We start from the raw sequence: 19731 nt of genomic DNA, 5'->3' as shown, positions 1-19731 counted from the left end.
CCTGCTTCCTCAATGGCCTAAATAGACTTCGATGACTTTCGGGTTGCTCTGCACCGACTCCATGCTGCCCTCGGCCAGGACCTTGCCCTGATGCAGCACCGTGACCTTATGGGCGATGCTCTTGACGAATTCCATGTCGTGTTCGATCACCAGCACCGAGCGGCCCTGGCTGATGCGCTTGAGCAGTTCCGCAGTCTGTACGCGCTCGTTGACGCTCATCCCTGCGACCGGTTCATCGAGCATCAACAGGTCAGGGTCCTGCATCAGCAGCATGCCGATCTCCAGCCACTGCTTCTGGCCGTGGGACAGCAGGTCGGCCTGTTGCTGCAACAGCTCGCCGAGAAAGATCTCCCGCGCCACCTCTTCAACCCGGGCAATCACTGCGGCACTGCGTTTGAAGAACAACGCGCCAAACACCTTGCGCCCGGCCGGGTAGGACATCTCCAGGTTCTCGAACACCGTGAGGTTTTCGTAGATCGACGGGTTCTGAAATTTGCGCCCGACACCGGCACGGACGATGTTGTACTCGCGCATCTTGGTCAGTTCCTTTCCATCGAACTGGATGCTGCCGCTGGTGGCGCGGGTCTTGCCGCAGATCAGGTCGAGCACCGTGGTCTTGCCTGCGCCGTTGGGCCCGATCACCACCCGCACTTCATTGCGGTCGATGTACAGGTTGAGGTTGTCCACGGCCTTGAAACCGTCGAAGGACACCGTCAGCCCCTCGATAACCAGCACCGGCTTGTTCATCTGAAAACCTACGGCGGTCATGGTTGCGTCTCCAGCGAAGGGCGTTCAGAAGCAGGGGTCGGCGGTGCAGTGCGCGACGTCTCCGGCAGGGGCGCGGCAACGGCAGCTTGCTGCGGGGTACGCCGCAATAAACGGCCAAGGGTCTGGCGGCCATGGCTGTCCCAAAGTCCGGCCAAACCATTGGGGAAGTACATGACCACGGCAATGAACAGCCCGCCCATCAGGTACAGCCACAATTCGGGGAAGGACTCGGAGAAATAGGTCTTGCCGTAGTTCACCAGCAAGGCCCCATACACCGCGCCGAGCAGCGACATGCGCCCGCCGACAGCGGCAAAGATCACCATCTCGATGGATGGCACGATGCCGACGAACGAAGGCGACATGAAGCCCACCTGCAAGGCGAACATGGCGCCGCCTATGGCCGAGAAGGCAGCGGCGATGCAGAACACGAAAATCTTGAAACTGGCCACGTCATAACCGGAGAAGCGCACCCGCTCCTCTTTATCGCGCATCGCCATCAGCAGCCGCCCGAGCTTCGACGCAAGGACGAAACGACCGATGAAAATGCAGCCGAACAACAAGGCCGCGTTGATGAAGTACAGCAGCAGCTTGGCGCTGTCACTGCGCAGGTCCCAGCCGAGCAACGTCTTGAGATCGGTGATGCCGTTGACTCCGCCGGTCAGGCCCTGCTGGCCGACGATCAGCACCGTGAGAATCAGCGCGATGGCCTGGCTGACGATAGAGAAATAAACATCCCCCACCCGCCGCTTGAACAGCGCCATGCCAATGATGAACGCCAGCACTACCGGCACCAGGATCACCGCCAACAGGGTGAAGCTGAAACTGTGGAACGGTACCCAGAGCCACGGCAGTTCGGTGATCTGGTTCCAGTCCATGAAATCCGGAATGCCCGGCGTCGACTGGATTTTGGTGCTCTGCGGGTCGGAGGCTTCGAGCTTGAGAAACATCGCCATGCAGTAGCCGCCGACGCCGAAGAACACCCCTTGCCCGAGGCTGAGAATGCCGCCATAGCCCCAACACAGCACCAGGCCGACAGCGACGAAGGCATAGGTCAGGTACTTGCCCACCATGTTCAGGCGAAAGGCATCCAGGGTCAGCGGGAAGACCACGAGAATCAGCAGCGCCAACAGGGCCACGCCCAACAGGTTCTGCTTGCCCGCCAGCATCTTGTCTAAAAGCTTCATTGGCTCGCCTCTACTTGCGCACTTTGATGGAGAACAACCCTTGAGGGCGCAACATCAGGATCAGAATCACCCCGGACAGGGTCAGCACCTTGGCCATCGAACCACTGAGGAAGAACTCCGAGATCGATTGGGTCTGGGCAATGACGAACGCCGACGCAATAGTGCCGAACAGGCTTTGTGCGCCGCCGAAGACCACCACCAGGAAGGTGTCGACTATGTACTGCGAGCCCGCGGTGGGCCCGGTGGAGCCAATGGTGGTAAAGGCCGCGCCGGCCACCCCCGCGACACCACAACCGAGGGCAAAGGTCATGCGGTCGACCTTGCGCGTGTTGATGCCAACGGCACGGCTCATCAGCCGGTTTTGCACCGTGGCCCGCACTTGCAGGCCCCAGCGTGAGCGATAGAGCAAGAGAAAAATGGCCGCGGTGAGCAGCAGGGTCAGGGCCATCATGAACAGACCGTTGCGCGGGATCTCGATGGACTCGGTGAAGTTGAACGAGCCCATCAGCCACTCCGGCGGCGTGGCGCTGACTTCACGGGCGCCGAACACCGAACGGAAGGTCTGCTGCATCACTAGGGACAGCCCCCAGGTCGCCAGCAATGTGTCCAACGGACGCTTGTAGAGCCGACTGATCATCGCCCACTCCACCAGCCAGCCGATGGCCCCAGCCACCAGAAACGACAGGGCGATGGCGAGGAAAAAATAATAGGGTTGAAACCACGGGGCGAAATGACTGGTCAGGCTCGAACAGACATAGGTGGTGTAGGCGCCGATCGTGAGGAACTCGCCGTGGGCCATGTTGATGACCCCCATCTGGCCGAAAATGATCGCCAGCCCCAATGCCATCAACAGCAGCACACAGAACACGGACAAGCCGTTGAACCCCTGCATCGCCGCGATGGCACCAAATTCCGATAGCCATTCCATGATGATGGACTCCTGCTTGGAGGGAGGATGTGGAAAAACGTTGGAGCTCCATCGCCGGCAAGCCAGCTCCTACAGGGTGTTGGAGTCGACTTGCCGCGATGGCCCAGACCTTACTGATAGCCTTTAGGGAACGGATTCGGCTCGATCAGATCGGACTCGTACACCACTTTGAACTGGCCATCGGGCTGCACTTCACCGATGCGGGTCTTGCTCCACAGGTGATGGTTTTCATGCACTTTGACGTAGCCTTCAGGCGCGGTTTTCAACTCAATGCCCGGCGAGGCTGCAACCACTTTGTCGACATCGAAGCTGCCGGCTTTTTCCACCGCGGCCTTCCACAACCATGGGCCCAGGTACGCGGCCTGGGTCACGTCGCCGATCACCGAATCCTTGCCGTACTTGGCCTTGAAAGCGTCGACGAAGGCTTTGTTGTTGGGGTTGTCCAGGCTCTGGAAGTACTTCATCGAGGCATAGAAACCGGCCATGTTCTCACCGCCGATGCCCAGCAACTCATCTTCGGTGACCGAGAGCGTGAGCAAGGTCTGCTTGGCCGAATTGACACCCGCCGCATTGAGTTGCTTGTAGAAGGCCACGTTGGAGCCACCCACCACTGCCGCGAACACCACGTCGGGCTTCTTCAACTTGACTTTGTTGATCAGCGAACCGAACTGGGTGTTGCCGAGCGGGTAATAGTCTTCGCCGACCACGGTGCCGTGCAGCACGTTTTCAATGTGCTTGCGGGCAATTTTCATCGAGGTGCGTGGCCAGATATAGTCCGATCCCACCAGGTAGAAGGTTTTGGCGCCTTTGGTCTTGGCGATCCAGTCGAGGCTGGCGAGGATTTGCTGGGTGGCTTCCTGGCCCGTGTAGATCACGTTCTTCGACTGCTCCAGCCCCTCGTAGAAAGTCGGGTAGTAAAGCAGGCCGTTTTCTTTCTCGAAGATCGGCAGCACAGCCTTGCGCGACGCCGAGGTCCAGCAGCCGAACACCGTGGCCACCTTGTCGTTGACCAGAAGCTTCTTGGCCTTCTCGGCGAAGGTCGGCCAGTCGGAGGCGCCGTCTTCTTGGATCACCTTGATCTGCCGACCGAGGATGCCGCCTGAAGCGTTGATCTGCTCGATGGCCAGGCGTTCGGCCTGGATCGAACCGGTCTCGGAAATCGCCATGGTGCCGGTGGCCGAGTGCAACTGGCCCACCGTGACTTCAGTGGCGGTCACCGCCAGGCCGGTGCTATTGGCCTCGTCGGCCCATACACCCTGGCTAAACACACTGGCAGCCAATAGCGACAGGGCCGCCGCCCCCAGCGCCAGGCGGCGCGGCAACAGGCCTTTGGTCCGGATCAATCGTGGTTCCATGCTGCTACTCCTCTGCGGTGACGCTGACAGCTCGCCTTGGGGCGGCCGGCAACGGTGGTGGCATCAGCATGGCTGCGCGGATCGGCGACGGGTATACGCAGCCTGACGTAAGCGCATACGTCATTTGACGTAGGGAAAAATGCACCAAGGCGGCGCAGGCTATCGCTCCAGGCCCCGCCTGAACGGCACTGCGCGGACGCGCGCGCAGGCAACAGTTGGCGCGGCAAGACGGCGCGGTGCAGGGCATGAAAATTGCTCGGCTATCCGCCACGGGCACACCCGCCAGGCACGGAGCGCCTTGACCCCAGGAGTCTTTCGCCGTGCTTCCACCTGGCACCCAGCGCATCGCCAAGATCCGTCGCGACTACAACAGCTGGGTCGCCGACGAAACCATGGAAGACTACGCCCTGCGTTACACACCAAAGTCCTTTCGCAGGTGGTCGGAACTGCGCATCGCCAACACCGCCCTGGGCGCGGTGTCGTTCCTGGCCCTGGAGGCGATTGGCGGGGTGCTGGCCCTGAGCTACGGCTTCACCAACACCTTCTGGGCGATTCTCGCCGTGAGCCTGATCATCTTCCTCACCGGCCTGCCCGTCAGCTACTACGCCGCCCGCTACGGCGTCGATATGGACCTGTTGACCCGCGGTGCCGGCTTCGGCTACATCGGCTCGACCATCACCTCACTGATCTACGCCAGCTTCACCTTTCTGTTCTTCGCCCTGGAAGCAGCGATCATGGCCCTGGCCTTGGAGCTGTACTTCCATATCCCATTGGCCTTTGCCTATGTGATCTGCTCTGTGCTGGTGATCCCCCTGGTGGCCTATGGGGTGACCCTGATCAGCCGCCTGCAACTCTGGACCCAGCCGTTGTGGCTGGTGCTGCTGGTGCTGCCCTATCTGTTTGTGCTGCTGAAAAACCCCGAGGCCTTCAGCGACTGGACCAGTTTCCAGGGCCGTGATGCCAGCGGCGACTTCAATCTGCTGGCGTTTTGCGCGGCCTGTACCGTGGCCCTGTCCCTGGTGACGCAGATCGGCGAACAGGTCGACTACCTGCGCTTCCTGCCGGAAAAAACCGCGTCCAACCGCAAGCGCTGGTGGGCCGCCCTGCTCTGCGCCGGCCCCGGCTGGATCCTGCCCGGCGCCCTGAAAATGTTCGCTGGCGCCTTCCTGGCGTTTCTCGCCCTGCAACACGAGATCCCCATCGAGCGCGCTACGGAGCCGACCCAGATGTACCTGGTGGCCTTCGGTTATGTGTTCGCCTCGCCGGAATGGGCCCTGGCGGCCATGGTGCTGTTCGTCTTCGTCTCGCAGATGAAGATCAACCTGACCAACGCCTACGCCGGCTCCCTGGCCTGGTCGAACTTTTTCGCCCGGGTCACCCACAGTCACCCCGGCCGCGTAGTTTGGCTGGTGTTCAATGTGGCGATTGCCCTGATGCTGATGGAGCTGGGGGTATTCGACGTCATCGACCAGGTGCTCGGTCTCTACGCCAACATCGCCATCGCCTGGATCGGCTCGGTGGTCGCCGACCTGGTGATCAACAAACCCTTGGGGTTGTCACCGAAATACATCGAGTTCAAGCGCGCTCACCTCTACGACATCAACCCGGTGGGCGTCGGCTCCATGCTGATTGCCTCGCTGCTGTCGGTCCTCGCCCACTTCGGTCTATTTGGTGCGCTGGCCCAAGCCGCCCCGCCCTTCGTCGCCCTCGGCACCTCGCTGGTCATGACCCCGCTGCTGGCCTGGGCCACACGCAGCCGCTATTACATTGCCCGCACCCGCGATCCGCTACTGCTGCAACCGGTGGCACCGAGCACGCTGATCACCTGCGGCCTGTGCAGCAACCCGTTCGAAACCGCCGACATGGCTTTCTGTCCGGCCTACAGCACGCCCATCTGCTCACTTTGCTGTTCGCTGGACGCGCGTTGCGGCGATCGCTGCAAACCTCACGGGCGTCTGTCGGCGCAGTTCGAAGCGCTGTTGCATTGGTTGCTGCCCAATGCAACGGTGCCACGCCTGCACACCCGGCTAGTGCATTACCTGGGCCTGCTGCTCGCGCTGATCCTGATGCTCAGCGGCGCTCTGGCGCTGATCTATGGCCAGGCCTCCCAGGGACTGCCCCACTCGCCGCAAGCCCAGGCGACGCTGTACCAGGCATTTTTCCAGGCCTTTCTGACGCTCTCGGTACTGGCGGCCATCCTCGCCTGGTGGGTCGTTCTGACGCGGGAAAGCCGCCGCGTGGCCCAGGAAGAATCGGACCGCCAGACCCTGCTGCTGATGCAGGAAATCGAAGCCCACCGCTTGACCGACCAGGCCCTGCAAGATGCCAAGGAGGCTTCCGAAGCGGCCAACGCGGCCAAGAGTCGCTACGTCACCGGACTGTCCCACGAACTGCGTACGCCGTTGAACAGCATCCTCGGTTTTACCCAGATCCTGCAGCGCGACGCGGCCATGCCGGAGCAGCATCAGGATGCCCTGGCGACCATCCTGCGCAGCGGCTCGCACCTGCTGTCGCTGATCGACGGCCTGCTCGATGTGGCCAAGATCGAGGCAGGCAAATTGCGCCTGGAACCGACGGAAATCCCCTTCCCGGAACTGATCCACGATCTGGAGCTGATGTTCACCCCACAAGCACGGGACAAAGGGTTGCGCTTTCGCCTGGAGCTGATCGGCAAGATGCCGGCGGTGGTGCGAGGCGACGAAAAGCGCGTCCGGCAGATCCTCATCAACCTGTTGGGCAATGCGGTCAATTTCACCGACAGCGGCGAAGTCTGCCTGCGGGTCAGTTACATGCGCGAGACGGCAACCTTCGACATCATCGACACAGGTATCGGCATCGACCCCGAGCACATCGAGCGAATCTTCCAGCCTTTCGAACGCGGTGATCTGATGCGCCAGGACAAGGGCGTTGGCCTGGGCCTGACCATTACCCGCATGCTCACCTCGCTGATGGGCGGCGAGTTGCAGGTCAAGAGTCAGCAGGACAAGGGCACCTGTTTCCAGGTGCGCCTGTTCCTCTCGCAAGTACGGGTGCCGCAAGCGGTGATCCATGTCGAACACGACATCATCGGCTACCAGGGGCCGCGGCGTCTGGTGCTGGTAGTGGACGACCATGTGGACCATCGCAAGGTCCTCAGCGGCATGCTTACGCCCCTGGGCTTTGAAGTGGTCCAGGCCAGCAACGGCCAGGAAGCGATTCGCCAGGTCGCCCTGCTGGGGCCGGACCTGATTCTCATGGACCTGTCGATGCCGACGATGGATGGCTGGGAAACCAGCCGGCTGATCCGCCGCAATGCGTTGTCCACGGCACCGATCATCGTGATATCGGCCAATGCCTTTAACGACGAGCGCGAGCGCAGCCTGGCCAGTGTCTGCAACGACTACCTTGCCAAGCCGGTACACACCCCGGAGCTGCTCGAGCGGATCCAGAAACAGCTCGACCTGCACTGGCTGCGCCGCGAAAAACCAGCCCCTGCGACATTCCCCGAACCGGGGATATTGCCCTCACAGCCTGACCTCATCGCCCTCGGCGAACTCAGCGCCATCGGCTACGTACGCGGTCTGCACGAAAAACTCGACGCCATCCAGGCCGAGACGCCAGCCACCGCCCCTTTCATCAGTTCGCTACGCAAGCTGCTGAAAAATTTTCGCCTGGACGAAATCAACCGCGCCCTCAAGGAGGCAGAAGATGAATGCACTGACCACAGTCGCTGAACCCGGTGTCGTGTTGATTGTGGACGACACCCCGGACAACCTCGCCATGCTCTCCGACGCCCTCAACGATGCCGGCTACATGGTGCTGGTGGCCCTCGACGGGCTCAGCGCCCTGAACCGCATCGAACGCCGGCGTCCAGACCTGATCCTGCTGGATGCGATGATGCCGGGCCTGGACGGCTTCGAGACCTGCCGGCGGATCAAGGAGCAACCGGCCAACGCCGATATTCCAGTGCTGTTCATGACCGCGCTGACGGAAAGCAGGCATGTGGTCCAGGGCTTTGAAGTGGGTGGCAGCGACTACGTGACCAAGCCGATCCAGACCGACGAAGTGCTGGCCCGAGTCGCCGCGCACCTGCGCACCTCGCGCATCCTGCTGTCGGCCCGAGCGGCGTCACAGCCAGCCCCGCCGAGCCTGGACGACGAACCGGCGCACAGGGTGCTGTCGGCACGCTTTCAGCTCACCGGTCGGGAAGTCGAGGTTCTGCGCTGGGTGGCCTGCGGCAAGACCAACCGCGACATCGGCACCATTCTTGATCTGAGCCCACGCACCGTGAACAAACATCTGGAACATGTGTATGTGAAGTTAGGTGTAGAAACACGCACAGCAGCGACCTCCGTGGCCTTGTCGGCCATGACCGATTCTCGCAACAGTGCTTCAAGGTGAGCCACGATAACCGGACGTATCGTTGAATGAGCACTGGGGCCGTTTTCGTCCATGACAGAACCTGGAGGATGAAGCAGGAACGTTAGAAACGGCTCTGGATTTTCAGCCCTGCCACCCAGGCAATGCGGGGGTATTTTTTAGGCATGAAAAAGCCCAACCTTTTCAGATTGGGCTAAGTCATTGAAAAATATGGTCGGGACGGAGTGATTCGAACACTCGACCCCTAGCACCCCATGCTAGTGCGCTACCGGACTGCGCTACGCCCCGACTAGGCGTGAATCTTGTTCCGCTTCTCAACGGAACGCTCAGGAATATATCGCAAGCTTTTGAAAACTGGAAGTATTTAAAAGCAGAAATTTATTTCTTGAGCACCACCAGCACATCTTCAAGCTCGGCGATCATCTGGCGGATCATCTGTTTGTACTGGGTTGTATCGTCTTTGGCCTCATCACCGGAGAGGCGCAGGCGTGCGCCGCCGATGGTGAACCCCTGATCGTACAGCAACGCGCGGATCTGCCGGATCATCAGCACGTCTTGACGCTGATAATACCGGCGGTTTCCGCGGCGCTTGACCGGGTTGAGTTGAGGAAACTCCTGCTCCCAATAGCGCAGCACGTGCGGCTTTACCGCACACAGCTCGCTGACTTCACCAATGGTGAAGTAGCGTTTGCCCGGGATGACGGGTAGTTCGTCGTTATGACTTGGTTCCAGCATAAGCCTCAACTCGGGCCTTCAACTTCTGCCCTGGACGAAAGGTGACCACACGGCGAGCCGTGATCGGGATTTCTTCTCCCGTTTTCGGATTGCGGCCAGGCCGCTGGCGTTTGTCCCGAAGGTCGAAATTGCCGAAACCGGACAACTTGACCTGCTCGTTGTCTTCCAGAGCGTGCCTGATTTCTTCGAAAAACAGTTCGACCAATTCTTTGGCCTCCCGTTTATTCAGGCCCAGCTCCTCATACAGACGTTCCGCCATCTCAGCTTTCGTCAGAGCCCCCATACGTCACTTCCTTAACGTGGCGTTCAACCTGTTTTCGAGCGAGGTGAGGATATTCTGCGTTGCGGTATTCACCTCATCGTCATTAAGAGTGCGCGATGGATGCTGCCAGGTCAAGCCAACTGCAAGGCTTTTTCTATGCGGATCAATACCTTTACCCTGATACACGTCAAATAGCCTGAGGTCCGTCAGCCATTCGCCTGCATTTTCACGGATTACCTCCAGCACGGCGCTGGATGCAACGTCGCGATCGGCCAGCAACGCCAGGTCACGACGCACTTCAGGAAAGCGTGATAACTCCTGGAATTTCGGCATTTTCCCCTGGGCGACTTCAGCCAGAACCAGCTCGAAAACGAAGACCGGACGATCAAGGCCCAGGGTTTTCGACAGTTCCGGGTGAATGGCACCGACATAGCCGACTTCGCGCCCGTCTCGCTCGATGCGTGCGGTCTGTCCAGGATGCAGCGCTGGATGCTTGCCCGGCACGAAAGTGAACGCGTCGAGCGCACCGGCGAAGCCGAGCACCGCTTCCACGTCAGCCTTGACGTCGAAGAAATCGACGACATCGCGACCTTGCGCCCAGCCTTCCGGCAAGCGACTGCCGCAGACCACACCGGCCAGCATCGACTCTTGCTTCAAGCCGTCCAGCTGCCCGACGAAGCGCAGGCCGCTTTCGAACAGACGCACGCGATCCTGCTGACGGTTCAGGTTGTGCTGCAGCGACTTGACCAAACCAGGCCACAGCGACGAGCGCATGGCGGCCATGTCGTTGGAGATCGGGTTGGCCAGCAACAGCGGCTCGACACCTGGATTGAACAGCTCGAACTGACGCGGATCGATGAAGCTGTAGGTGATCGCTTCCTGATAACCGCGGGCCACCAGCAGGCGGCGCAGTTCCGGCAGGTCGCTGCGAGCTTCAGCCTTGGCCTGTGGGGCCAGGCGTGCTTGCGGGTAGCGAACCGGCAGGCGGTTGTAGCCATACAGGCGGGCCAGTTCTTCGATCAGGTCGACTTCCAGGCTGATATCGAAGCGATGGCTTGGCACTTCGACGCGCCACTGCCCTGCCCCATCCGCACTGATACCCAGGCCAAGGGCACTGAGCAGGCGCTCGACTTCGGCAGCGTCCATTTCCATGCCCAGCATCTGGGTGATGCGTTGGGCACGCAGGGTGATCGGAGCGATCTTCGGCAGGTGCTGTTCGCTGACAGTTTCGATGATCGGGCCGGCTTCGCCACCGGTGATGTCCAGCAGCAGGCCAGTGGCGCGCTCCATGGCTTCACGGGCCAGTTGCCAGTCCACGCCACGCTCGTAACGGTGCGAGGCATCGGTGTGCAGCCCATAGGAGCGCGCCTTGCCAGCCACTGCGATCTGGTCGAAGAACGCGCTTTCAAGGAATACGTCACGGGTCGTGGTGGAGACGCCGCTGTGCTCGCCACCCATTACGCCGGCAATCGCCAAGGCGCGGGAATGGTCGGCAATCACCAGTGTATCGCTGCGCAAGGTCACTTCCTGGCCGTCGAGCAGGACCAGCTTCTCGCCCTCTTCGGCCATGCGCACGCGAATACCGCCGTTGATTTCGGCGAGATCGAACGCGTGCAGCGGTTGACCCAGCTCCAGCATCACGTAGTTGGTGATGTCGACGGCGGCGTCGATGCTGCGCACGTCGGCGCGGCGCAGGCGCTCGACCATCCACAGCGGCGTCGGCTTCGACAGGTCGACGTTACGGATCACGCGGCCCAGGTAACGTGGGCACGCGGCCGGCGCGAGGACTTCAACCGAACGCACCTCATCATGCACCGCTGGCACGGCCGCGACCACAGGACGCGTCACGGGGACGGCATACAGCGCGCCGACTTCACGGGCCAGACCGGCCAGGGACAGGCAGTCGCCACGGTTCGGCGTCAGGTCGACCTCGATGCTCGCATCGTCCAGGCCCAGGTATTCACGAATATCCTGGCCCACCGGCGCATCCGCCGGGAGTTCCATCAAGCCATCGTTGCCTTCGCCAATCTGCAGCTCGGCCTGGGAGCACAACATGCCGTTGGACTCGACGCCGCGCAGCTTGGCTTTCTTGATCTTGAAGTCGCCCGGCAGTTCGGCACCGATCATGGCGAATGGGATCTTCAGGCCCGGGCGCACGTTAGGTGCGCCGCAGACCACCTGGAAGGTTTCCGCGCCATTGCTGACCTGGCAAACCCGCAATTTGTCAGCGTCCGGGTGTTGCTCGGTGCTCAACACCTCACCCACCACCACGCCGCTGAACTCACCGGCGGCCGGCGTGACGCTATCGACCTCGAGGCCGGCCATCGACAGGCGAGCAACCAGCTCGTCCCGACTTACCTGCGGGCTTACCCAGCCGCGCAGCCATTGTTCACTGAATTTCATCCTGCTCTCCCAATAGATTCGTTACGGACTGCGGCCTAGCGAAATTGCGCAAGGAATCGCAAGTCGTTGTCGAAGAACAGGCGCAAGTCATTCACACCGTAACGCAGCATGGCCAGGCGCTCGGCGCCCATGCCGAAAGCAAAGCCCGAGAACTCTTCCGGATCGATGCCGGACATACGCAGCACGTTCGGGTGAACCATGCCGCAGCCCATGACTTCCAGCCAGCCAGTCTGTTTGCAGACGCGGCAGCCTTTGCCGCTGCACATCACGCATTCCATGTCGACTTCAGCGGAGGGCTCGGTGAACGGGAAGTACGAAGGGCGGAAACGCACGGCCAGTTCTTTTTCGAAGAACACCCGCAGGAACTCTTCGATCGTGCCTTTGAGGTCGGCGAAATTGATGTCGCGATCAACCAGCAGGCCTTCGACCTGGTGGAACATCGGCGAGTGGGTGATATCGGAGTCGCTGCGGTACACACGGCCTGGGCAGACGATGCGGATCGGCGGCTGCTGCGATTCCATGGTGCGGACCTGTACCGGCGAGGTGTGGGTGCGCAACAGCATGTTCGCATTGAAATAGAAGGTGTCATGCATCGACCGGGCCGGGTGATGGCCTGGGATGTTGAGCGCTTCAAAGTTGTGGTAGTCGTCTTCGACCTCAGGGCCTTCGGCAATGCCGTAGCCGATGTGGGTGAAGAACTGCTCGATGCGTTCCAGCGTGCGGGTCACCGGATGCAGGCCGCCGGAAGTCTGGCCACGGCCAGGCAGGGTCACGTCGATGGACTCGGCGGCGAGTTTGGCAGCCAGATCCGCCTCCTCGAACAACGCCTTACGCGCGTTAAGGACCTCTGTGACACGTTCCTTGGCAACGTTGATCAGCGCACCGACCTGCGGACGCTCTTCGGCCGGCAGGTTCCCCAGGGTCTTCATCACCTGGGTCAACTCGCCCTTCTTGCCAAGGTACAGAACCCGGATTTGCTCCAGGGCATTGATATCTTCAGCGCTTTGCACAGCCTCTAGTGCTTGAGCGACCAGCGCATCCAGGTTTTCCATGTACAGACTCCAGATACAAAATAGGGGAAGAGCTTTAAGGCTCTTCCCCTATTTATGACGTTTAACACCCGAGCCCACAGAGGTGAGCCCTGGTGACTGTCGGGGGTACTTAAGCCAAGGTGGCTTTAGCTTTCTCGACAATCGCAGCAAACGCCGCTTTTTCGTTCACTGCCAGATCAGCCAGAACCTTACGGTCGATCTCGATGGACGCTTTTTTCAGGCCGGCAATGAAACGGCTGTAGGACAGACCGTTAACACGAGCACCAGCGTTGATACGAGCGATCCACAGAGCGCGGAACTGACGTTTTTTCTGACGACGGTCACGGTAGGCGTATTGGCCTGCCTTGATTACCGCTTGCTTGGCAACACGGAATACGCGGGAACGCGCGCCGTAGTAGCCTTTAGCAAGTTTCAGAATTTTTTTGTGACGCTTACGGGCAATGACGCCACGCTTTACACGAGCCATGAGTTACTTCCTCTATTCTTGATCCAAAAATTAACGAAGGCGCAGCATGCGCTCGACTTTTGCCACGTCAGACGGATGCAGCAAGCTGCTACCGCGCAGTTGACGCTTACGCTTGGTCGACATTTTGGTCAGGATGTGGCTCTTGAAAGCGTGCTTGTGCTTGATACCGTTAGCAGTTTTCAGAAACCGCTTAGCAGCACCACTTTTGGTTTTCATCTTTGGCATGTTCGGATACTCCGCATTCAGTTGATAAACATAATCGCAAGGCCTGCCGTGCCCTGGTGATTACTTCTTCTTTTTCGGGGCGATGACCATGATCAGCTGGCGTCCTTCCATCTTAGGATGCTGTTCGACCGAACCGTACTCGAGCAGGTCTTGTTCAACCCGCTTGAGGAGTTCCATCCCCAGCTCCTGGTGGGCCATCTCACGGCCGCGGAATCGCAAGGATACCTTGGCCCTGTCCCCGTCACTCAGGAAACGTACCAGGTTGCGCAGTTTTACCTGGTAATCCCCTTCCTCCGTCCCTGGACGAAACTTGATTTCTTTTACCTGAATCTGCTTCTGGTTTTTCTTCGCCGCGGCAATCTGCTTCTTCTTTTCGAAGATCGACTTGCCGTAGTCCATCACCCGGCAAACCGGTGGGACTGCGTCTGCGGAAATTTCTACCAGATCAAGCTTGGCTTCTTCAGCAATACGAAGCGCTTCATCAATCGAGACGATGCCAATCTGCTCGCCGTCAGCGCCAATTAACCGAACCTCGCGTGCCGAGATATTCTCGTTGATCGGGGCTTTCGGTGCAGCTCGTTTATCTTGTCTCATTTCACGCTTAATAATAATTACTCCAAATCTGGGCGACCACGCCGGGAAACCGCTTGCGCGAGGAACTCAGCGAATTCGGCGACGGGCATCGAGCCCAGGTCAGCACCTTCACGAGTACGCACAGCGACAGTCTGCATCTCGACCTCCCGATCTCCAATAACCAAGAGAAAGGGAACCTTGAGCAAAGTATGCTCGCGGATTTTAAAGCCGATCTTTTCATTTCTCAAGTCGGACTTGGCACGAAATCCGCTTTGGTTGAGAGTTTTTTCGACTTCGGCGGCAAAATCTGCCTGTTTATCAGTGATATTCATGATCACTGCCTGGGTCGGCGCCAGCCACGCGGGGAACGCACCCTCGTAGTGCTCGATCAGGATCCCGACGAAACGCTCGAAGGAACCGAGGATCGCGCGGTGAAGCATGACCGGGTGCTTGCGGCTGTTGTCTTCGGACACATATTCGGCGCCCAGACGGATCGGCAGGTTGAAATCGAGCTGCAAGGTACCACACTGCCACACACGACCGAGGCAATCTTTCAGCGAGAATTCGATTTTCGGACCGTAGAAGGCCCCCTCACCCGGCTGCAGGTCGTACGCCAGGCCCGCGCTATCGAGGGCGGCCGCCAGGGCCGCTTCGGCGCGATCCCACAGTTCGTCGGAGCCAACGCGCTTTTCCGGACGAGTGGACAGTTTCATTTCGACTTCGGTGAAGCCGAAGTCGCGGTAGACGTCCATGGTCAGCTTGATGAAGGCGGCGGATTCGGCCTGCATCTGCTCTTCGGTACAGAAAATGTGCGCATCGTCCTGGGTGAACGCACGCACGCGCATGATGCCGTGCAGCGCACCCGAAGGCTCATTACGGTGGCAGGCACCGAACTCGGCCAGGCGCATCGGCAACTCGCGGTAGCTTTTCAGGCCCTGGTTGAACACCTGCACGTGGCAAGGGCAGTTCATCGGCTTGATGGCGTAGTCGCGGTTTTCCGACTGGGTGGTGAACATGTTGTCGGCGTAGTTGGCCCAGTGCCCGGATTTCTCCCACAGGCTGCGGTCCACCACTTGCGGCGTCTTGATCTCGAGGTAGCCGTTTTCACGCTGGACCTGGCGCATGTACTGCTCGAGCACCTGGTACAGGGTCCAGCCGTTCGGGTGCCAGAACACCATGCCCGGGGATTCTTCCTGGGTGTGGAACAGGCCCAGGCGCTTGCCGATCTTGCGGTGATCGCGCTTCTCGGCTTCTTCGATACGCTGGATGTAGGCCGCCAGTTGCTTCTTGTCGGCCCAGGCAGTGCCATAGACGCGCTGCAACTGCTCGTTCTTCGCATCGCCACGCCAGTAGGCGCCGGACAGCTTGGTCAGCTTGAAGGATTTGAGGAAGCGCGTGTTCGGCACGTGCGGGCCACGGCACATGTCGACGTATTCTTCGTGGTAGTACAGGCCCATGGCCTGCTCGTCCGGCATGTCCTCCACCAGACGCAACTTGTAGTCCTCGCCACGGGCCTTGAAGACTTCGATGACTTCGGCGCGCGGGGTGACTTTCTTGATGACGTCGTAATCCTTCTCGATCAGCTGCTGCATGCGCTGTTCGATGGCCGCCATGTCTTCCGGCGTGAAAGGACGCTCGAAGGCGATGTCGTAATAGAAGCCTTCGTCGATGACCGGCCCGATGACCATCTTCGCGCTCGGGTACAGCTGCTTGACCGCGTGGCCGACCAGGTGCGCGCAAGAGTGGCGAATGATCTCCAGCCCCTCTTCATCCTTTGGCGTGATGATTTGCAGCGTGGCGTCGCTGTCGATGACGTCACTGGCGTCGACCAGTTTGCCGTTGACCTTGCCGGCCAGGGTGGCCTTGGCCAGGCCCGCGCCGATGGATGCGGCGACCTCGGCTACGGAAACCGGGTGATCGAATGAACGTTGACTGCCGTCGGGAAGAGTAATAGTTGGCATGGCGCCTCCTCTCCTAGTGGTGACCCCTACCAAAGGTCACGTGGGTTGGGATGAGCCAGTACAAGATCCAGTCCAGGCCATTCAATGACGAACGCCTGCCTTACAGCGGCAGGAGCCTTGCGGCCAACCGGGAAAACCGAACCAGAGTGACTGGGATTCAAATCAGGGTTATTTCGAACATTTGCCGCAGGGACGAGTTGTCATCCGCAGCCTGGAAATACCCGAGCCCGGCATGCTAGCACAGATGAACGGTCATCGCCGCGCTCGAATTGAAGCAGGCGTAAATCCACGGTTTTTATGCCAGAGTGCTGAACTGAACCGAGCGCAACGCCTCAGATATCAAGACATCGACCCGAAAGGAGCATCTTCGCATGCGTCTCAATACATTGTTTGCAGTAGTCGCCCCACTCGCCCTGCTGCTTCCACTGACCGCCCATGCCGACTGGCCCAAAGGCGAGCGCGAAAAATACATGGCCCAATGCACGGAGGCGGCAGCACCCCAGATCGGCCCGGCCGCTGCCAAGGCTCATTGCGCCTGTGGCGCCGATGCGATCAAGTCCTATCCAGCCTCGGACATCCAGGCCTTGATGGACAACAAGGCCACCCCGGATCTGCAGCAAAAGGCACTGGGCCAGATCGCAAAATGCAAGGCTGACAACAAGGCGAAAAAGTGAGAAAGCAGGCTTCCTGAACGAGCCCGACAGGGTTGAAAAACACTGATTTCAGGCTTTTTTGAACGATTTATTCAGGTTTTACAGCTTTTTTTATCGTCTTTACTTTCGGCTGAAAGCCTTTAAAACCGGGCCTTTCAGCGGGTAAAGGCGGTAAAGTAAACACGACTGATTGGCAAACAGCGCGTCTGGGGGGGTCCCAAATCGAACATTTCGACTATGATACCCGGGTGTGCCCAGTTGGCCTGAGCAGCACAGTACACTGAAAATATATGTTTCTTGGAGATACACCATGTCTAATCGCCAAACCGGCACCGTTAAATGGTTCAACGATGAAAAAGGCTTCGGCTTCATCACTCCTCAAGGTGGCGGTGACGACCTGTTCGTACACTTCAAAGCTATCGAAAGCGACGGTTTCAAAAGCCTGAAAGAAGGCCAGACCGTTTCCTTCGTGGCTGAGAAAGGCCAAAAGGGTATGCAAGCTGCACAGGTTCGCCCAGAGTAATTTCTCGGCGCACTAAAAAAACCCCGTCCATGTGACGGGGTTTTTTATGGGCGATTGAAAACCGCCGGTCAGCCGCAGTTCACCCGGTTGACCACCAGGTTGGCATCGGTATTGAGATTCAGGCGATCGGAGCGGTACTCAAGCGTCACCATGTCGTTGGGCTTGAGGATTCGGGCAATCTGCGCGCCGGCACGGGTACGAGCCTGCTCCAGCAATTGTGGCGAGGCCTGCTTGCCAATGGCGAACTCGGCGCCCTTCGCTTCGCAACGGCCGTGACCGGTCTCGGTCGCCACGGGTTCGGGAGTCGATTCCGAGGTGCTGCTGCAACCGCTCAAGACCACGGCGGCCAACAGAGTACTCAATGACGCGAGCTTCCAAGGCATGAAGCCTCCTTTTTTCGATAGATAAACAGAGAGCGTGCGACAACCCAAACGGCGCTTGGTTTCAACACCACAGCCGTCGGCCTGGCTCATCCGGAAAACCGGCAGTTTGCCTGAGCCGCCACGGCTGTTCAGACATGAATCGTGACTGGATATGAACACCGCTCAATAAACGTCGATGTAATCGAACGGAGGATTGGGCCAGTTATCCTTCAGCGCATTGTAGATCTGCATGACCCAGACCTCGTCGCTGGCCGCAACCCGTCCGACGTACCCCGAGCCCTTCGCCCAGGTTTCGAGCCGAAACAGCAAACCATCGATGTCAGCGCCACCGACCACACCCGAGGACAAATAGGCGATACCGCCCTTGGTCACGCGCAGCTGGGTATGCTCGTCATCACTGGCCGAGGCCAGCAATTGACGAACCGCCTCAAGGGTCAGGCCATCCGGAGCGTTCAAATCGATCTGCACGGCGGGGCTCCTTTAAAAACAAAAAAAAGAGTGTCGCACAGCCCTCCTCCAATGCCTAAGTCGCAGTGCCAAACCGGGGGCAAAAATGCTTAACTCCACTTACAGCCCTCCAACTCGCGAGCCCTACCATGAGCACCGTCAGCATCGAAGCCACCATCAATGCCAAATGGTCGGAGGGCCATAGCTCCTATAGCCCGAGCAGTCCCGAGGAGTTGGCAATCATCGGCATAGAATTGCTGGTGAGGGAACTGGGGACGGAGGTCGCCCGCAACTTCATCCAGCAGGCATTCGAACGCTATCCGAGCGTTGTCGACGCCGTGGACTGATGCTCACGCACCCGCAGGCCCACCTGCGGGCGCATATAGCCAGGCAGGTTACTTGAGGCGCGCCAGGCGCTCGGTCAGCAGGTCGAAGAAGCCCTGGGCATCACCGTTTTCCACCCAGAACGCGTTCTTCGGCGCTTTCAGGCCATCGTACCAGTCGACGATGGTCTGCCCGAACGTCGGGCCCTCGCGACTGTCCACGACGACATTGACCGAACGACCAGTGAACAACTGTGGCTTGAGCAGATAGGCGATCACCGTCGCGTCATGCACCGGCCCGCCCGTCATGCCGTAGTGCTCCATGTCGCCCTTGACGTATTCGTTGAGGATATCGCCCACCAGCTTGCTGGCATTGTTGTTCAGCGCCGCGATCTGCTTCAGGCGCGCCTCGCTGGTGAGGATCTTGTGGGTCACGTCCAACGGCAGGTAGGTCAGTTTCACACCGCTCTTGGCCACCACCTCGGCCGCCTGCGGATCGGCGAACAGATTGAACTCGGCCACCGGCGTGATATTGCCGCCGTTGAAGTGCGCACCGCCCATGATCACCACTTCCTTGATGCCCTGGACGATATCGGGCTCCTGCACCAGCGCCAGGGCCAGATTGGTCTGCGGGCCAAGCATGGCAATGGTGATGCTGTGGGGCTTGGCCGCCTTGAGGGTGTCGATCAGGTAGTTGACGGCATTGCCTTCAGCCAACCCCTTCTTCGGCTCGTGCACGGTGACACCCGACAGGCCTTCCTTGCCATGGATGTTTTCCGCGTAGATCGGCGTGCGCATCAACGGTTTCGGTGCACCGGCATACACGGGCACGTCTTCGCGCCCCGCCCATTCCCGGGCCAGGCGAGCGTTGCGAGAGGTCTTGTCCAGGCGCACATTGCCGGCGACGGTGGTCAGCGCACGAATATGCAACTCCTCGGGCGACGCCAGGGCGAACAACAGCGCCACCACGTCATCGGCCCCTGGATCGGTGTCGATGATCAGGTCGATTTTTTCCGCCGCCTGGGCGCTCGTAGCGGTGATCAATGACAAAAGCAGCAGACTCCGGATCAGTTGATGCATTTTCTGAGCATAGCGGTGCATGGCGCACTCCTTGTGCAGGGTTGAACAGGG

At 59.7% G+C, this 19731-nt stretch carries 20 protein-coding genes and 1 tRNA gene; 5 read left to right on the top strand and 16 right to left on the bottom strand.

The window, feature by feature from the left end:
- Window positions 1–9: 9 nt before the first annotated feature.
- The 4 genes from urtD to urtA form a co-directional block, all read right to left on the bottom strand.
- The gene (urtD, locus tag V7773_RS08940) at window positions 10–768 is read right to left on the bottom strand and encodes an urea ABC transporter ATP-binding protein UrtD (RefSeq protein ID WP_092462214.1); all 759 of its coding nucleotides are present in this window, start codon (window positions 766–768) and stop codon (window positions 10–12) included.
- The gene (gene urtC, locus V7773_RS08935) at window positions 765–1952 is read right to left on the bottom strand and encodes an urea ABC transporter permease subunit UrtC (protein ID WP_103308397.1); all 1188 of its coding nucleotides are present in this window, start codon (window positions 1950–1952) and stop codon (window positions 765–767) included. Before urtC ends, urtD begins: the two co-directional genes overlap by 4 nt.
- A gap of 10 nt (window positions 1953–1962) precedes the next feature.
- A complete protein-coding gene (gene urtB, locus V7773_RS08930; RefSeq protein WP_170867292.1) occupies window positions 1963–2880 on the bottom strand; it encodes an urea ABC transporter permease subunit UrtB in 918 nt (305 codons plus the stop codon).
- A gap of 110 nt (window positions 2881–2990) precedes the next feature.
- Window positions 2991–4235 (bottom strand): urea ABC transporter substrate-binding protein, encoded by a 1245-nt coding sequence (urtA, locus tag V7773_RS08925; protein WP_058542510.1) that lies wholly within the window; start codon window positions 4233–4235, stop codon window positions 2991–2993.
- Window positions 4236–4555: 320 nt separating this feature from the next.
- Here urtA and V7773_RS08920 point away from each other — a divergent pair, with 320 nt between their 5' ends.
- A complete protein-coding gene (locus V7773_RS08920) occupies window positions 4556–7948 on the top strand; it encodes an ATP-binding protein (RefSeq protein ID WP_092348277.1) in 3393 nt (1130 codons plus the stop codon).
- Window positions 7923–8615 (top strand): response regulator, encoded by a 693-nt coding sequence (locus V7773_RS08915; protein ID WP_092144399.1) that lies wholly within the window; start codon window positions 7923–7925, stop codon window positions 8613–8615. Before V7773_RS08920 ends, V7773_RS08915 begins: the two co-directional genes overlap by 26 nt.
- Window positions 8616–8805: 190 nt before the next feature.
- Here the strand turns inward: V7773_RS08915 and V7773_RS08910 are convergent.
- From V7773_RS08910 to thrS, 9 genes are all read right to left on the bottom strand, one after another.
- Window positions 8806–8882, bottom strand: a tRNA-Pro gene (locus tag V7773_RS08910).
- A 90-nt stretch (window positions 8883–8972) separates the two neighbouring features.
- Window positions 8973–9329: a MerR family transcriptional regulator gene (locus V7773_RS08905; protein WP_003179985.1), complete on the bottom strand. Its 357-nt coding sequence runs from the start codon at window positions 9327–9329 to the stop codon at window positions 8973–8975.
- Window positions 9310–9612: an integration host factor subunit alpha gene (ihfA, locus tag V7773_RS08900; protein ID WP_002553164.1), complete on the bottom strand. Its 303-nt coding sequence runs from the start codon at window positions 9610–9612 to the stop codon at window positions 9310–9312. The genes V7773_RS08905 and ihfA overlap by 20 nt, the downstream gene beginning before the upstream one ends.
- Before the next feature lie 3 nt (window positions 9613–9615).
- Complete coding sequence (pheT, locus tag V7773_RS08895; protein WP_092348274.1) at window positions 9616–11994, bottom strand: phenylalanine--tRNA ligase subunit beta; 2379 nt, start codon at window positions 11992–11994, stop codon at window positions 9616–9618.
- Between the two features lie 35 nt (window positions 11995–12029).
- Complete coding sequence (pheS, locus tag V7773_RS08890; RefSeq protein WP_063320398.1) at window positions 12030–13046, bottom strand: phenylalanine--tRNA ligase subunit alpha; 1017 nt, start codon at window positions 13044–13046, stop codon at window positions 12030–12032.
- A 109-nt stretch (window positions 13047–13155) separates the two neighbouring features.
- Complete coding sequence (gene rplT, locus V7773_RS08885; protein WP_002553161.1) at window positions 13156–13512, bottom strand: 50S ribosomal protein L20; 357 nt, start codon at window positions 13510–13512, stop codon at window positions 13156–13158.
- A gap of 30 nt (window positions 13513–13542) precedes the next feature.
- Window positions 13543–13737, bottom strand: coding sequence for a 50S ribosomal protein L35 (gene rpmI / locus V7773_RS08880; RefSeq protein WP_002553160.1), 195 nt, complete (start codon window positions 13735–13737; stop codon window positions 13543–13545).
- A 60-nt stretch (window positions 13738–13797) separates the two neighbouring features.
- Complete coding sequence (gene infC, locus V7773_RS08875; RefSeq protein ID WP_169432615.1) at window positions 13798–14349, bottom strand: translation initiation factor IF-3; 552 nt, start codon at window positions 14347–14349, stop codon at window positions 13798–13800.
- Entirely contained in the window at window positions 14349–16271 is a 1923-nt protein-coding gene (thrS, locus tag V7773_RS08870) for a threonine--tRNA ligase (protein ID WP_003203626.1), read from the bottom strand. The genes infC and thrS overlap by 1 nt, the downstream gene beginning before the upstream one ends.
- A 371-nt stretch (window positions 16272–16642) precedes the next feature.
- On the opposite strand from thrS, the gene V7773_RS08865 reads away from it, so the two are divergent.
- Together V7773_RS08865 and V7773_RS08860 are read left to right on the top strand one after the other, a co-directional pair.
- A complete protein-coding gene (locus tag V7773_RS08865; protein WP_063320397.1) occupies window positions 16643–16945 on the top strand; it encodes a hypothetical protein in 303 nt (100 codons plus the stop codon).
- Window positions 16946–17234: 289 nt separating this feature from the next.
- Complete coding sequence (locus V7773_RS08860; RefSeq protein WP_003179963.1) at window positions 17235–17447, top strand: cold-shock protein; 213 nt, start codon at window positions 17235–17237, stop codon at window positions 17445–17447.
- Between the two features lie 68 nt (window positions 17448–17515).
- On the opposite strand, the gene V7773_RS08855 is transcribed toward V7773_RS08860, so the two are convergent.
- On the bottom strand, window positions 17516–17830 hold the full coding sequence (locus V7773_RS08855; RefSeq protein WP_014337548.1) for an I78 family peptidase inhibitor: 315 nt from the start codon (window positions 17828–17830) through the stop codon (window positions 17516–17518).
- Between the two features lie 162 nt (window positions 17831–17992).
- Window positions 17993–18298: a hypothetical protein gene (locus V7773_RS08850; RefSeq protein ID WP_003203632.1), complete on the bottom strand. Its 306-nt coding sequence runs from the start codon at window positions 18296–18298 to the stop codon at window positions 17993–17995.
- 128 nt (window positions 18299–18426) lie between these two features.
- On the opposite strand from V7773_RS08850, the gene V7773_RS08845 reads away from it, so the two are divergent.
- The gene (locus V7773_RS08845) at window positions 18427–18624 is read left to right on the top strand and encodes a hypothetical protein (protein ID WP_003203634.1); all 198 of its coding nucleotides are present in this window, start codon (window positions 18427–18429) and stop codon (window positions 18622–18624) included.
- Between the two features lie 48 nt (window positions 18625–18672).
- Here the strand turns inward: V7773_RS08845 and V7773_RS08840 are convergent, their stop codons facing one another.
- On the bottom strand, window positions 18673–19701 hold the full coding sequence (locus V7773_RS08840; RefSeq protein WP_003203636.1) for a nucleoside hydrolase: 1029 nt from the start codon (window positions 19699–19701) through the stop codon (window positions 18673–18675).
- Window positions 19702–19731: the final 30 nt, after the last annotated feature.

This window comes from Pseudomonas sp. 3JA (genome assembly GCF_036961705.1).
GTDB classification, from domain to species: domain Bacteria; phylum Pseudomonadota; class Gammaproteobacteria; order Pseudomonadales; family Pseudomonadaceae; genus Aquipseudomonas; species Aquipseudomonas fluorescens_Q.
The sequence above is the reverse complement of the archived record's forward strand: the minus strand, read 5'-3'. Positions and strand labels throughout refer to the sequence as shown.

Coding starts and splice junctions, on each gene's coding strand:
- urtD (WP_092462214.1), bottom strand. CDS start 768: ATGACCGCCGTAGGTTTTCAGATGAACAAGCCGGTGCTGGTTATCGAG.
- urtC (WP_103308397.1), bottom strand. CDS start 1,952: ATGAAGCTTTTAGACAAGATGCTGGCGGGCAAGCAGAACCTGTTGGGC.
- urtB (WP_170867292.1), bottom strand. CDS start 2,880: ATGGAATGGCTATCGGAATTTGGTGCCATCGCGGCGATGCAGGGGTTC.
- urtA (WP_058542510.1), bottom strand. CDS start 4,235: ATGGAACCACGATTGATCCGGACCAAAGGCCTGTTGCCGCGCCGCCTG.
- V7773_RS08915 (WP_092144399.1), top strand. CDS start 7,923: ATGAATGCACTGACCACAGTCGCTGAACCCGGTGTCGTGTTGATTGTG.
- V7773_RS08905 (WP_003179985.1), bottom strand. CDS start 9,329: ATGCTGGAACCAAGTCATAACGACGAACTACCCGTCATCCCGGGCAAA.
- ihfA (WP_002553164.1), bottom strand. CDS start 9,612: ATGGGGGCTCTGACGAAAGCTGAGATGGCGGAACGTCTGTATGAGGAG.
- pheT (WP_092348274.1), bottom strand. CDS start 11,994: ATGAAATTCAGTGAACAATGGCTGCGCGGCTGGGTAAGCCCGCAGGTA.
- pheS (WP_063320398.1), bottom strand. CDS start 13,046: ATGGAAAACCTGGATGCGCTGGTCGCTCAAGCACTAGAGGCTGTGCAA.
- rplT (WP_002553161.1), bottom strand. CDS start 13,512: ATGGCTCGTGTAAAGCGTGGCGTCATTGCCCGTAAGCGTCACAAAAAA.
- rpmI (WP_002553160.1), bottom strand. CDS start 13,737: ATGCCAAAGATGAAAACCAAAAGTGGTGCTGCTAAGCGGTTTCTGAAA.
- thrS (WP_003203626.1), bottom strand. CDS start 16,271: ATGCCAACTATTACTCTTCCCGACGGCAGTCAACGTTCATTCGATCAC.
- V7773_RS08865 (WP_063320397.1), top strand. CDS start 16,643: ATGCGTCTCAATACATTGTTTGCAGTAGTCGCCCCACTCGCCCTGCTG.
- V7773_RS08860 (WP_003179963.1), top strand. CDS start 17,235: ATGTCTAATCGCCAAACCGGCACCGTTAAATGGTTCAACGATGAAAAA.
- V7773_RS08855 (WP_014337548.1), bottom strand. CDS start 17,830: ATGCCTTGGAAGCTCGCGTCATTGAGTACTCTGTTGGCCGCCGTGGTC.
- V7773_RS08845 (WP_003203634.1), top strand. CDS start 18,427: ATGAGCACCGTCAGCATCGAAGCCACCATCAATGCCAAATGGTCGGAG.
- V7773_RS08840 (WP_003203636.1), bottom strand. CDS start 19,701: ATGCACCGCTATGCTCAGAAAATGCATCAACTGATCCGGAGTCTGCTG.